Here is a 12,442-nt window from a genome sequence, read left to right as displayed (position 1 = left end):
CTATGGCTCACGCCGGCCTCGTCCACTTGCACACCGGATACGTCGAACATCCGTAGAACGCCTGCCCCGCATTCGGACCGCGCTTGGCCGTGCGCAGCACCATCGGATTCGAGCAAGCCGGGCAGACCACCATCGTGACGTCCGCTGCCGCTTGCTGCGGTGTGGGTTGCGGCGCGGGAACGGTCGCCAACAGCGCCTTCAACTTCGGCCCGTCGATGAGCCGCATGTGCCGGCCCTCGGCAAACGCGGTCGCCTCTTTGGTGAACGCCCCGGACGTCACCACGAACCCACCGGCCGCGCCGCGCGCCGCCATCACCCCGTAGAGCTCCCGCACCACGCTGACGCCGACCTTGTAGGCCTTCCAGTGCTTGCACTGGACGAGGTAGGTCTCGTTCCCATTCGTCGACGGCTTGCGCAGCACGAGGTCGACGCCGCCATCCGGGCCGCTGCCGCCGATCTCGACCACGGTGAACCCCTTCTGCCGGAACGCCTCGCCGATCAGCAGCTCGAACTGGTGCCAGGTCATGCCGTGGATGGCGTCGGCGTCCTGGCCTTGGGCGGACTGCTCCAGGAGCTGCTTTCTCGTCCGCCTCCGAAAGGCCGACATCACCGCCGCCGCCAGCAGAAGCACGGGCAAGACGTACTGCCCGATGACAACGAATTGCATGATCATCGCGCCCACCATGACGGCAGGGAGCTGCTCGATCCCTCCTGCAGGCGTCGGCGCCGGCGCCGGCTGAGCAGCCCAGGCATGCAAGGCGAGGTACGCGACCGCCGCGAGCGCAACACACGCCCACCACGGCATCAACGCGAACAGATCCAGCAGGACCTCGACCGAGGATCCCTTTTTCCTTCTGGCCATTTCGGCTCTCTCCCTGAAAACGTCCGTCGAGTATCGCTGCCGCTGTGTCCGCGAAGCATCGGGCTTCGCCGTGAGTGCCGAATGTCGGAGCCGCGTTCAGGCGTCGCAGAGCCCGTTTGAAAGAGGAGGCGGAGCGCTCAGTCCTCCGCTCTCAGCAACTGCCCGATCTCGCGCCGATTGCTCCTCACCGCCTGATCCAGCACCGGGATCAGCGCCGCCAGGCTGCTCCCCCGCGCCGTCACGAAGCGCTCGCCCAGCGTCCCCAGCGGCGACGGGCCGACCTTCAGCCGCTCCAGGTTGCCGCCCGAGTCGGCGATGCGCTGCCTCAGCGCGCGCACATCCGTGTTGAAGTGATTCGCCAGCAGCACGTCGCACCGGCCGGCCATGAGCTGCCGGACCCTCGTCCGGAAATCCCCGGACACGTACTCCGCCGCGTAGATCGGCCCCTTCGCCGCCTCCAGCGCGCGGCCGTAGTCGAGCCCCCGCACCACGCACACCCGCAGGCCCTTGAGGTCCTCCACCGCGCGCAGTTCCCGATCCACCTCGCTCCGCGCGATCGGCCACACCCCGCTGACGAAGACGTCCTCCGAGAACAGCAGCCGCGACGACAGGTTCGACGACCTCCCGGCCCCGAACCCCATCGTCCAGCCGTTCTCCACCATCGCCAGCATGCGCGGCACCGGCACCAGCTGGCAGTCCCACGCCAGCTCCGCGCTCCGGCCGATGAGCTCGAGCACCGGCTTGATCCGCGCGATGTTGATCCCCTCCGGCAGCGCGAGCGGCACGACCGGCATCACGGGCATCACGGGCGCACCCGCCGCCTTCCCGCCAGCGACCAGCGCGAGCAGCGGCGCCAGCGCCACCGCGCGGCGGCGCACGCCCATCCCCCGCGCGAGGGCGGGCACTCCCTCCGCCAACTGCGGATCCTCCCCGACGCTCACGCCCTCGACGCGCTGCATGCCCACGATCGCTCTCTTCCGCACCAGTGTGTCCGGTTCGGTGGGGAGACTAGCCGCGATGGTTGAAGGCTTGGTGAAGGAAGCGTTGGGGGAGCGCGAGCGGCAAGAAAAAGGGCGCCGAAGCGCCCCGTGCGACGGAATGCCTCAGTCGGTCGAGAACATCTCGAGGATCTTTCGGACGCCACAGGAAATCATGGCGGAATTCTCCCCGACGCCTGACCAGCCGGACTGATCTCTCACGCATTCGATATAGCTCTGCATCGGGACCGGTTCGCGGCCTTCGGGCGTGCCGGCCCAGCTGTCACCGCCGGACACCATGTCGATTTCTTGTTCAGTCAAGACTTGCATATTTGCTTTCGAATCTCCGAGAGTCGCTCGGTGCGAGTGGAAGCGAAAGATCCACGACGCGAAAGTTACCGGTTGATGGCCCGCTCGAATATTCCTCATAAGCGCTGACACAAAGCTGCGCATATCTGCAGGCCATTTGCATGCCTAGGATGCAGCGCTCCAATGGCTTCTGCTCTGAGTCATGTCTGAACTTTCCGCGCGACTTTTCCATCAAACGTCGGTCTTCCGAAAGCTGCTGTGCATCGCACGGTGGGTGCCCTTCCTCATCGTGGCGGTGGCGCTCAGGAACTGGCCCGAGTTCATTGAGGGGCCGCACCTGTGGTCGATCTTTGACTTTGGATACCGCGGGGAATTCCGGCTCTTCCTCAATATCGAATTGACCCTCTCCGGCCTCGCGCTGCTGGCGGTATTCGTGCATTGGGATGCAAGCCCCAAGTGGTGCCAGTTGTTGCGTCCGCAGATTCCACTTAGCCTCACGCTGGTCGCCGCGACGCTGGTGCTGGTTGCCGTCATGACATTCGTGGTGAACCCCGAAGCCATTCATTCGGCATTCCGCCCGGTCAATCCGGTCACTCATTTCCCGAGTTGGTCAATTTCCGTACTGGCGCTTTTGCTCGGCGCGTTCCAGCAGGAAATCTGGAATCGCGCGATCCTGCAGTCCGCGCTCACCCGCATGTCCGGCAACAGGTGGATCGGCCTGGGCTTCACGGTCATCCTGCTGGTGATGGATCAGCACGGCCATCGCGTCGAGACCCTTTGCTCCGCCGTGCTTCTGGGCATCGTGTTCATGCACACCCGGTCATTGCTCTGCACCACGGCGATTCGTGTCGCCCTCGATCTGTCGCTGGGCATCCTGCAAGGCGGCACCTTCATGGTTGCCAGCTTTCTGACACCCAGCGAGTTCGTGGGCACCAAGGCGCTCGTGGTCCTGAGTCTTCTGCTGCTCGCGGTCGGCGTCGAACTCCGGTATCGGCGATCGCCCCGCCTGCTTCAGTTGACCCAGGCAAGCGCGAAGAGCCTGGCGCTGATGTTCTTTGCATACGTGCTTTTCAAGCTCACCGGCAGGCTGCTCGCACCCGCGTGGCGATCCGTCATCGATATCAACGAATGGATGACTCGAGGGCTGGTGACGCGCATGGACTTGTTAATCCAGGCCGCCGTGCCGGTCATCGCACTTGCGGCGCTGGGCAAGGGACCCAGGCTGCGCGAACTCTTGGCGGTCCGTCCGAAAGCGACCTTCGGCCTGGTGGTCGTGGCCGCAGCCGTGCCGTTCCTGGCCGCGAGCATTGCGGTACCCGACGCGTTCCGCGCAGGCTTCTTTGCTCCTCTCAGCCCATTCACCACCAGTCCGCACTTCTGGCTTGGGGCCGTGCTGCCGCTGTTCGTCGCTGCGCTACAGGAAGAGGTGGTCCACCGAGCGCTCGTCCAACCTCTGTTGAGTCGGCTCTTCCGCAGCGAGTGGGCCGGCGTGGTGGCCAGCGCGCTCCATTTCGCCGCCTTCCATCCGCCGGAAAGCGCTGTGTTTGTCCTGCCGGGGGGCTTGCTCTTCGCGGTCGTTTTCATGCGGACAAGATCCATCGTTTGCACGACCGCCCTGCACCTGACGCTCAACATCGCCCTCTCGCTGATCAATAGCACCAAGTTCACGCTCGCGCTGTTCATCCCGTCGGACGTCCTCGCTGGCGCGGCACCGCTCATTGGCGCGCTGGTGCTGGCGCTCGCTGTGGCGTTCGAATGGTGGTGGCGCATGTCAGCCGAGGCGAACGCACGGCGGCTTGTTTCTCCCCCGAACGAGAGAGCCGCGATCTGCGGCATCACGCCAACATCGGCGTGACGCCACCTCGCCCGCTCCGATGCAGTACCGCTCCTTCCCATCGCTCATGCTCGGCGGTCTCGCGCTCGCCGCGACCGCCGCCCACGCCCAATCCACCGTCACGGTCTATGGCCGGCTCAACGTGTCGCTCGAGCACGCCGACGCCAGCCATGCCCCCCGCGACCGCGCCGTCAACCGCGAGTCCAACAACCGCTCCGTCATCGGCTTCCGCGGCGTCGAGGACCTGGGCGATGGCGTCCAGGCGCTGTTCCAGATCGAGGGCTCGCTCGCCCTCGATACCGGCGTCGGGCCGTCCCTCGCCAACCGCGACACCCGCGTCGGGCTGCAGACCCCGTACGGCCTGCTGTTCGCCGGCCACTGGGGCACGCCGTACCTGCTGTCCACCAACACCCTCGACCCCTGGTATCCCACCACCGCCGGCTACATGGCCCTGATGGCCAATGGCTCCGCGCCCACCACCAACCACCTGGGCAACACCGCGTCCTTCGACCGGCGGCAGCAGAACATCGTCCAGTACTGGACCCCCGCGTGGAACGGCCTCACAGGCCGCGTCGCCTACGCCTTCAACGACGGCGAGGTCGGCCCCAACGGCGCCCGCCCGCAGCTCCTCTCCGCCTCCATCACCTGGGACGACGGCCCTTGGAACCTCGCGCTCGCCCACGAGCAGCACCGTGACTACCAAGGCCCGCACCTCACCGACTCCGCCACCAAGCTCGGCGCCGCCTATCGCTTCGGCCCCGGCCGCCTCGCCGCCGCGGTCGAGCGCCTGCGCTACGAGACGCCGCTCGGCGCCTTGACGCGCGACAGCGTCTTCCTCGCCGCCACCTGGCAGATCGGTGCAACCAGTCTGCGCGCCAGCTTCACTCACGCCGGCCAGGGCAAGGGCCCCGCCGGCACGCGCATCGGCTTCATCTCGGCGGGCGAGGACACCGGCTCGCGGCAATGGACGCTCGGCGCGGACTACACGCTGTCCAAACGCACCGGCTTCTACGCCTATGTCTCGCGCATCGACAATCAGGCGCGCGCCGCCTACGACTTCGCGATCAACCCGCTGGGCGTCGGCGTGGGGGAAAAGCCCACGGTGTTCGCGCTGGGCATGCGGCACGCGTTCTGACTTTCCGTCGCCAACTTTTCGTCGCCAACCGTTCAAGGAGATCCGCCATGGGTGAACGCATCACCATCACGACGCCCGCCGGCTCGTTCGGCGCCTACCTCGCCCGACCGAAGGCGTCTTCCGCGCCGGCCATCGCGGTGATGCAGGAAATCTTCGGCATCAACAAGGACATGCGCGAGACCTGCGACTGGCTCGCGGACCAGGGCTTCATCGCCGCCTGCCCCGACCTGTTCTGGCGCCTCGAACCCGGCGTCGAGATGTCCGACGGCTCCGAGGCGGAATGGAAGAAGGGCTTCGCGCTCTACCAGGCCTTCAACGTCGACACCGGCGTCGAGGACGCCGCCGCCACGATGCAGCACCTGCGCGGCCTGCCCGGCTGCAACGGCAAGGTCGGTATCACCGGCTTCTGCCTCGGCGGCCTGCTGACCTTCCTCACCACCGCCCGCGAGCGCACGGACGCGTCCGTCGCCTATTACGGCGGCGCCACCGAGCGCTACGTCGAGGAAGGCCGCACCATCGCCACGCCCCTGCTGATGCACCTCGCCGGCAGCGACGAGTACATGTCCGCCGAGGCCCAGCAGCAGATCCGCGACACGCTCGCCGGCAATCCGAACATCACCATCCATACCTACCCCGGCCGATCGCATGCCTTCGCGCGCCGCGGCGGTCAGCACTACGAGGCCGAGGCCGCCACCCTCGCCAACGACCGCACGATCGCGTTCTTCCGCGAGCACCTCGGCAGCGCCTGACCGCCGCCTGTCCCTCATGTCTTCCACGGCATATCCATATGCCCGTTGACGTGGGCGACTGGTGGCAACATCGGCCCTTCCTACGAACAACGAGGGGCCCCATGAAAGCACTCCGCACTTCCCTGATCGCAGCCGCGCTGCTCGCCGGCGCCTCCATCGCGGCCCAGGCCGCCGACCTGCTCGACGACGTGAAGTCGCGCGGCACGCTGCGCGTCGCCGTCGAAGGCACCTATCCGCCGTTCAACTTCAAGGACGCCAAGGGCCAGCTCGACGGCTTCGATGTCGACATCGCCAAGGCCCTCGCCGCCAAGCTCGGCGTCAAGCCGGAATTCACCACCACCGAGTGGAGCGGCATCCTCGCCGGCCTGCAGGCCGGCAAGTACGACGTCATCGTCAACCAGGTCGCCGCCACCGACGAGCGCCGCAAGACCTTCGAATTCAGCGCCCCCTACGTCACCTCGTATCCCCAGCTGATCATCCGCGCCAACGAGACCCGCCCGCTCAACACCGCCGCGGACCTCAAGGGCAAGAAGATCGGCGTCGGCCAGGGCAGCAACTTCGCCGAACTGGCCAAGTCCTGGGAAGGCACCGACGTGCGCACCTATCCCGGCGCCACCGAGTACCTGCAGGACCTCGCCACCGGCCGCATCGACGCCGCCCTCAACGACAGCCTGCTGATCCCTTACCTCAAGGACAAGACCAAGCTGCCCATCAAGGCCGGTGCCGCCATCGGCAAACCCGCCACCAACGCGATCCCGTTCCGCAAGGGCAGCCCGAAGTTCCAGGCCGCCATCGACAAGGCCCTCGCCGACCTCCAGGCCGATGGCACCTACGCCAAGATCTCGACCAAATGGTTCGAGCGCGACGTCAGCAAGCCGATCGAGAACAAGTGATCGCGGAACGTCCGGTGGATCGCCGCCGGATGGCCGATCGAACTTGCGGATCGATCCCATGATCCGCCGGTGATCGATGGATCACCGCAGCGGGCCGACGCGATGCCTCGCGCCGGCCCTTTTCTCTTGGACGTCTGCAAGCCTCTCGCAGACGTCCCGGCCCGAGGGCCACGATCAGCGGCTCTTGTTCTGCGTCTTCGCCAGCGCGTACGCGCCCGCCACGTCTCCCTGCGCTTGCGCACCGCTCGCCGTGCCCGTCAGGAACTCCGCCGTGGCCTGGCACAGTGCGCGGCCTTCGGGCGTTCCGGCCCAGCTATCACCGCCGCTCACCAGCGCGATCTCCTGCGTCGTCAGCTCTTCAAACATCATCGACCTTTCAAGTCATGTCAGTCATGAGGATCCACTCATCCGCAGCCCCATGCCGCGGATGAACACGCATCGGCGAGGTCGCCTTGGAAGGCCGGTTCCGTCGTCGATGTGCGATCAACTCTAGGTCGACGAGCCCGGGAAGAAACTCCCCCGCGAGAGGGCTGCGATGGGGGCCACCGGAAGGGGGAGAGGCGTGGCCTCCCGCAACGCGCCGCGCTCCAGCACCACCACGCGCTGCGCGCCGGCGATCGTGTCCGGCCGGTGCGCGATCATCAGCCGCGTCAGCGGCAGGTCGGCGAGGTTCGCCGCCACCGCGCGCTCGCGCTCGACGTCCAGGTGACTCGTCGCCTCGTCCAATGCGAGGATCGTCGGCCCGCGGTACAGCGCGCGCGCCAGCAGCAGTCGCTGCTTCTGGCCGCCCGACAGGCCGCTGCCGAGGTCACCGACCAGCGTCTGGTATCCCATCGGCATCTCGCGGATGTCCTCGTCGATCTGCGCCATCAACGCGCAGGCCCGCACGCGTTCGAGGTCCGGCCGGGCGTCGAAGAAGGCGATGTTGTCCGCCAGCGAACCCGTCAGCAGCACGTCCTCCTGCATGACCGTGCCGATCCGGGCGCGCACGTTCTTCAGACCCAGCTGCCGCATCGGCATGCCGCCGTAGCGCACCTCGCCCTCGACCGGCTCCAGCAGGCCCAGCAGCAGCTTCAGCAGCGTCGTCTTGCCCGCGCCGCTCGGTCCGGTGATCGCGACGCTCTGGCCCGCCGGCACGGTCAGGCTCACATGGCGCAGGATCCACGGCTCGCGCTCGCCGTAACGGAAGCTGACGTCGCGCAGCTCCAGGCTCGCGTCCAGGTGCGCGAGGTCGCTGACCGGCGCCTCGTCGGACTCGGGCGGTTCCAGCGCGATGTCGGCCAGGCGCTCGGCATGCAGGCCGAGCATGCGGAACTCGACCACGAAATCGATCAGCGCCGACACGCGTCCGGTGAACTGCGTCCGGTAGCTGAGGAACGCGAACAGCATGCCCACCGTCATCGTCACGGCACCGGCCTGCTGCCCGTCGAGGATCAGGCCGGCGCCGAGGAACAGCACCAGCAGGTTCTCCACGCCGGACAGGAAGGTGTTGGCCGCGCTCATCGCCATCGACAGTCTGGCGGTGCGGACGTCGCGGTTCTGGACCTCGACGATCAGGTTCTGCCACTGGGCGCGACGTTCCTGCTCGCGGCCGAACAGCTTCAGCGGCGTCATCGCGCGCAGCGTCTCGAGGAAGTGCGTGCTCTCGCGCGCGGCGACGACGAGGCGCTCGGCCGAGGCCTCCTTCAGCGGCCGGTAGGCGGCCCAGCGCAGCAGTCCGTACAGCGCCACGGAGCCGAGCACCACCAGCGCCAGTTGCCACGCGTACAGCGCCATCATCACCAGCGCCGCCACGGCCATCAGGCCGTCGAGCACGGCCTCGATCGCGGAGGTGGTCAGCGTCTTCTGGATCGCCTCGACGGCGCCGAAGCGCGAGGTGATGTCGCCGAGGTGGCGTCGCTCGAAGAAGCCGACCGGCAGCCGGAGCAGGTGCGCGAAGGCGTTGCCGCGCCATTGCAGCGACAGCGTCTGCGTGAGCAGGATCAGCATCCACGAGCGCGCCAGGCCGAGCGCCGTCTGCGTGAGGAGCAGCAGGCCGAAGCCGATGACGAGCACCTTCAGCAGGTCACGGTCGCCGGCGCTGAGCACGTCGTCGACGATGAGCTGGTTGCACAGCGGCGCGACGATCGCGAAGAGCTCCAGCACCAGCGCGACCAGCAGGATCTGCGTCAGCGAGCGGCGCAGCCCCAGCACCTTGCCGGTGAGCGCGCCCAGCGACACGCGCGGCGCGGGCGCGGCGGGCTGGAACAAGGCCGTGGGGCTGAGCTCGACGGCGACGCCGGTGAAATGCGCGGAGACCTCGTCGAGCGTCAGCCGCCGCTCGCCGACGGCGGGATCGAGCACGGTGACGACCCGGCCGCGCACCTTCGTCAGCACGACGAAATGGCTCAGGTCCCAGTGCAGGATGCAGGGCATCGTCAGCTTGCCCAGGAGCGCCAGGTCCAGCTTCAGCGGCCGGGCCGCGAGGCCGAGGCCGGCCGCCGCGTCGATCAGGTCGCGCAACTGCATGCCCTTGAGCGCGACGGGGAAGCGGCGGCGCAGCTCGTGCAGGGTCACGGCGGTCCCGTGCGCTGTCGCGATCATGGCCAGGCAGGCCAGGCCGCATTCGGCGATCTCGGACTGGAGGAGGGGCTGGGCGCGGACGTTCAAGGCTGGACCCGTTTGGCCGTTGCGAGCAGCGGTTCCAGCACCCATTCCCAGATGCGGCGATGTTCGAGCGTCACGTCGGCGTCCAGCGCCATGCCCGCCCGCAGGGGCAGCGTGCGGCCGTAGGCGGCGATGTCTTCGCGGTCCAGCCGCACGTCGATCCGGTAGAGCGGCTCGTTGGCCTGCGCCGCGCTGACGAGCGCCTGCGCCTGGCCCGCGGGGAGGTCCTGCGGCGCGATGGGGGTCGGGCTCACGTGGGCCACCTCGCCCCTGGCCATGCCGAACTTCTGGTACGGATAGGCGGCGTAGCGCAGCCACACCGGTTGGCCGGGTTGGACGAAGCCGACCGTGCGGCTCGGCGCGTAGAGCTGGGCGAGCAGGCGCGGCGCTGCGCCAGCGGTCGACGAGATCGATGTGCGCGAGCTGGTCGATGAGGCCGATGCGCTGGATGCATTCGATGTGCCCGATGTGCCCGATGTATTCGACCTGTTCGACCTGTTCGACGTATTCAGTGCATCTGGCGTCGGAACGAGGGTGATCAGGGTCTGACCGGCCTGGACCGCCTGCCCGGCGTGGAGCGGCAGCGCGCTCACCCGTCCGTCGCGCGGCGCGGTGACGGCGACGCCGGCCCGGGCCTGCAGCTCGGCGCGTTCCTGCTCCAGCTGCGCGACGACGCGGTCGAGCTGCGTCAACGAGGTGGCCAGGCCCGTCGGGATCGAGGCGAGCTCCGCCTCCAGCGCCTGCGCTTCGCGCGACAGCGTCTCGATGGCCCGTTGCGCGCCGCGCTCCCGCGCCCGGAGGTCGAGCAGTTCCTCGTCCTTCTGCTGGGCCTGGATCTCGGACACGTAGCCGTTCGCCGCCAGCGCCGCGTAGCGTGTGCGGCTCCGCTGCGCGAGCGCGACGCGCTGGCGGACCATGTCCAGTTCCTCGCTCGCCTGGGCCGTCTCGACGCGCAGGCTGCGCAGTCGCCTGATGATCGTCTCGCGATGCTCCTCCGCCTGACGCCGTTGCAGTCGACGCTCGGTGTCGAGACTCTCCCGACGCGCCTCGACCGCGCGCAGGTTGAGCGCGGTCATGTCGCCACCGTCGACCAGGCGCTCGCTGCGCACGCGCACCAGCGCCTGTCCGCGTCGCACCTCGTCGCCTTCGTCGACGAGCAGTTCCTCCACCTGACCCGCCAGGGGCGCGGCGACCTGCAGCAGTCCGCCGACCGGCATCAGCAGCCCGGGCACCCGCGCCTTGCGCGACACCTGTCCGATCAGCGCGAAGCCGATCAACGCCAGCGCCAACACCACCGCGATCGCCGCGACGAGCGCGGACTCCGGCCGCTGCGCGACGCGGATGCTCCCCATCCATGAGGCCTGCCGTGCCTCCCTGACCGCTGCCCGAAACATGAGATGTGTGTTCGCCCGTGACGCCGCGGCTGCGGCAACAGGTCGGATTCTTGGACGCTTCCACGCCGTCGGATCGTCGGCGGGGAGGGGGCTCCGAAAGAGGATTGATTTCCTCCCGGAGACATGCTCTTGCCGAGGCTTCCGGACTTTCGACGACCTGGATATGGCGCGGATGTGTGGATGCACCACACGTCGATGCCGTCGGGCTATCCAGATGGGTGGTTGTCGACCGGCCGGACTCCCCTGGAAGAGGGCGAGGCTCCCGCAGATCCCACAAACTGATTGCTCACGATCGGGGAGGGGCGGTCGATGTCCGCCAACGGATTTGTGGCCCGGATGTGGCGCGGCGCCCACGCCGGGGAGGGCGGGGCGCCGCGAAAGGGGCCAGTCGTTGCCTGTCGTCCGCCCTGCGCTGCCTGGAGCGTGCGGCGCGTGCGGGCGGAGGTCTTACTTCTTGCGGTCCTTCATCTGGGCGGCGGCGTACTGCTTGACCTGGTCGAGCGTGACGGCGCCGGACTTCTGCGTGTCGACCTCGTCGAAGTGCTTGGCCAGGCGCGGCATGCCGGCCTCGGCTTCGGCCTTGGTGAGCTTGCCGTCGTGGTCCTTGTCCGCGGCGGCGAACCGGTCCTCGAGCTTCTGGGCGGCCTTGCCGTTCTGCGCATGCGCGGGCAGGGCGGTGAGGGCCAGGGTCGCGATCACGGCGCCGGCCATGGCGGTCAGGACTGCTTTCATGTGAACTCCGCTGAAGTGGAGTCCGTAGCTTCGCCGCCGGATGCGCTGCCGTTGATGCGCCGCCGGTAAAGCTTCGTCAACGGGTGTAGCCGGGGGTGTCGTTGGCGTCGTCGGGCGCAACAACACGACATGCCGCTGATAGCGACACGTCGACAGAACGTGTCGCAAGAATCGAGTTCCGACGACATGGGAAAAGGCTCATGTCGCAGAAATCGCGTTTTGACGACATGAGTCCGATGTCATGTCGTCGGCGACGACATATCGCTGGAACGTGTCGCAGAAATCGCGTTTTGGCGACATGAGGCCGTTCCCACGGCCTGGCGCTCACTTGCAGAACAAGCGGATGTCGCTCTGCGCGACCTGGCGATCGTGGTCGTCGGTCCGGGCCCCATTCGAGTGCCGGACCGCGCCGGCCAAGATGTCCTTGGCCAGCGCGCATCGATAGGCGTCAGTCTCCCGGTTCAGGCCTTCCGACAGCGAGGGCGGCACGGACGGGGTCTGCCGCGGTGCCGGAGTGGCTGCCGGCTGCTTCTTCCGGGACTCCAGTGCCGACGGAGCGACGGGGGGCGGCGCCGGTACGGGCTGGGGCGGCGGTGGCGGCTTGACCTCGGTGTGGGGCGTGGCGGCGTCGGTCGGCTTTTGTTGCGAGTACTGCACCCGCCCATTGGCGTCGACCCATTTGTAGACCTGCTGCGCCTGCGCGGCGAGGACCGGCAACGTCAGCGCGGCCGCGATCGCCGTTGTCCTCAGGCAGTCCTTGAAGTCGGACCGCTGCATGTTCTTCCGCGCCTGAAATGCCATGGCGCCCTCCCTGGAATCGCTTGTTCTTGTGGAACGCAGGACTGTAGCGAAGGGGGCTCGAGGACTGCATCACCCCTTGAGGGGATCGCATACCGGCCAGACGATCGTCC

Annotated in this window: 12 protein-coding genes; 4 read left to right on the top strand and 8 right to left on the bottom strand. The window is 67.9% G+C overall.

What is annotated here, in order from left to right; all coding sequences use genetic code 11:
- Positions 1 to 7 precede the first annotated feature (7 nt).
- The 3 genes from ACQ4L4_RS16125 to ACQ4L4_RS16115 form a co-directional block, all read right to left on the bottom strand.
- The gene (locus tag ACQ4L4_RS16125) at positions 8 to 862 is read right to left on the bottom strand and encodes a restriction endonuclease (protein WP_431099950.1); all 855 of its coding nucleotides are present in this window, start codon (positions 860 to 862) and stop codon (positions 8 to 10) included.
- 137 nt (positions 863 to 999) lie between these two features.
- Positions 1,000 to 1,845 (bottom strand): substrate-binding periplasmic protein, encoded by an 846-nt coding sequence (locus ACQ4L4_RS16120; protein WP_431099949.1) that lies wholly within the window; start codon positions 1,843 to 1,845, stop codon positions 1,000 to 1,002.
- Positions 1,846 to 1,965: 120 nt separating this feature from the next.
- Positions 1,966 to 2,169, bottom strand: coding sequence for a hypothetical protein (locus ACQ4L4_RS16115; protein ID WP_431099948.1), 204 nt, complete (start codon positions 2,167 to 2,169; stop codon positions 1,966 to 1,968).
- Between the two features lie 181 nt (positions 2,170 to 2,350).
- On the opposite strand from ACQ4L4_RS16115, the gene ACQ4L4_RS16110 reads away from it, so the two are divergent.
- The 4 genes from ACQ4L4_RS16110 (at position 2,351) to ACQ4L4_RS16095 (ending at position 6,759) form a co-directional block, all read left to right on the top strand.
- A complete protein-coding gene (locus tag ACQ4L4_RS16110; protein ID WP_431099947.1) occupies positions 2,351 to 4,003 on the top strand; it encodes a CPBP family intramembrane glutamic endopeptidase in 1,653 nt (550 codons plus the stop codon).
- A gap of 19 nt (positions 4,004 to 4,022) precedes the next feature.
- Complete coding sequence (locus tag ACQ4L4_RS16105; protein WP_431099946.1) at positions 4,023 to 5,117, top strand: porin; 1,095 nt, start codon at positions 4,023 to 4,025, stop codon at positions 5,115 to 5,117.
- 47 nt (positions 5,118 to 5,164) lie between these two features.
- On the top strand, positions 5,165 to 5,866 hold the full coding sequence (locus ACQ4L4_RS16100) for a dienelactone hydrolase family protein (protein ID WP_431099945.1): 702 nt from the start codon (positions 5,165 to 5,167) through the stop codon (positions 5,864 to 5,866).
- A gap of 101 nt (positions 5,867 to 5,967) precedes the next feature.
- Positions 5,968 to 6,759 (top strand): transporter substrate-binding domain-containing protein, encoded by a 792-nt coding sequence (locus tag ACQ4L4_RS16095; RefSeq protein WP_431099944.1) that lies wholly within the window; start codon positions 5,968 to 5,970, stop codon positions 6,757 to 6,759.
- A gap of 174 nt (positions 6,760 to 6,933) precedes the next feature.
- On the opposite strand, the gene ACQ4L4_RS16090 is transcribed toward ACQ4L4_RS16095, so the two are convergent.
- From ACQ4L4_RS16090 to ACQ4L4_RS16070, 5 genes are all read right to left on the bottom strand, one after another.
- Entirely contained in the window at positions 6,934 to 7,125 is a 192-nt protein-coding gene (locus ACQ4L4_RS16090) for a hypothetical protein (protein ID WP_431099943.1), read from the bottom strand.
- A 123-nt stretch (positions 7,126 to 7,248) separates the two neighbouring features.
- Entirely contained in the window at positions 7,249 to 9,408 is a 2,160-nt protein-coding gene (locus ACQ4L4_RS16085) for a peptidase domain-containing ABC transporter (RefSeq protein ID WP_431099942.1), read from the bottom strand.
- The gene (locus tag ACQ4L4_RS16080) at positions 9,405 to 10,757 is read right to left on the bottom strand and encodes an HlyD family secretion protein (protein ID WP_431099941.1); all 1,353 of its coding nucleotides are present in this window, start codon (positions 10,755 to 10,757) and stop codon (positions 9,405 to 9,407) included. Before ACQ4L4_RS16080 ends, ACQ4L4_RS16085 begins: the two co-directional genes overlap by 4 nt.
- A 489-nt stretch (positions 10,758 to 11,246) precedes the next feature.
- The gene (locus ACQ4L4_RS16075) at positions 11,247 to 11,531 is read right to left on the bottom strand and encodes an EF-hand domain-containing protein (protein WP_377160770.1); all 285 of its coding nucleotides are present in this window, start codon (positions 11,529 to 11,531) and stop codon (positions 11,247 to 11,249) included.
- A gap of 324 nt (positions 11,532 to 11,855) precedes the next feature.
- Positions 11,856 to 12,332 carry a DUF4124 domain-containing protein gene (locus ACQ4L4_RS16070; protein ID WP_431099940.1) on the bottom strand — a complete coding sequence of 159 codons (477 nt, stop codon included), beginning with the start codon at positions 12,330 to 12,332 and terminating at the stop codon, positions 11,856 to 11,858.
- Between the last annotated feature and the right edge of the window lie 110 nt (positions 12,333 to 12,442).

The sequence above is a fragment of the Roseateles noduli genome, from assembly GCF_050626985.1.
Lineage (GTDB): Bacteria > Pseudomonadota > Gammaproteobacteria > Burkholderiales > Burkholderiaceae_C > Roseateles > Roseateles noduli_A.
This window is presented reverse-complemented; position numbering and strand designations above follow the sequence as displayed.

Bases quoted from the DNA above. Each gene is read 5' to 3' on its own strand.
- ACQ4L4_RS16125 (WP_431099950.1), bottom strand. From the start codon at position 862: ATGGCCAGAAGGAAAAAGGGATCCTCGGTCGAGGTCCTGCTGGATCTG.
- ACQ4L4_RS16115 (WP_431099948.1), bottom strand. From the start codon at position 2,169: ATGCAAGTCTTGACTGAACAAGAAATCGACATGGTGTCCGGCGGTGAC.
- ACQ4L4_RS16110 (WP_431099947.1), top strand. From the start codon at position 2,351: ATGTCTGAACTTTCCGCGCGACTTTTCCATCAAACGTCGGTCTTCCGA.
- ACQ4L4_RS16105 (WP_431099946.1), top strand. From the start codon at position 4,023: ATGCAGTACCGCTCCTTCCCATCGCTCATGCTCGGCGGTCTCGCGCTC.
- ACQ4L4_RS16100 (WP_431099945.1), top strand. From the start codon at position 5,165: ATGGGTGAACGCATCACCATCACGACGCCCGCCGGCTCGTTCGGCGCC.
- ACQ4L4_RS16095 (WP_431099944.1), top strand. From the start codon at position 5,968: ATGAAAGCACTCCGCACTTCCCTGATCGCAGCCGCGCTGCTCGCCGGC.
- ACQ4L4_RS16090 (WP_431099943.1), bottom strand. From the start codon at position 7,125: ATGTTTGAAGAGCTGACGACGCAGGAGATCGCGCTGGTGAGCGGCGGT.
- ACQ4L4_RS16080 (WP_431099941.1), bottom strand. From the start codon at position 10,757: ATGGGGAGCATCCGCGTCGCGCAGCGGCCGGAGTCCGCGCTCGTCGCG.
- ACQ4L4_RS16075 (WP_377160770.1), bottom strand. From the start codon at position 11,531: ATGAAAGCAGTCCTGACCGCCATGGCCGGCGCCGTGATCGCGACCCTG.
- ACQ4L4_RS16070 (WP_431099940.1), bottom strand. From the start codon at position 12,332: ATGGCATTTCAGGCGCGGAAGAACATGCAGCGGTCCGACTTCAAGGAC.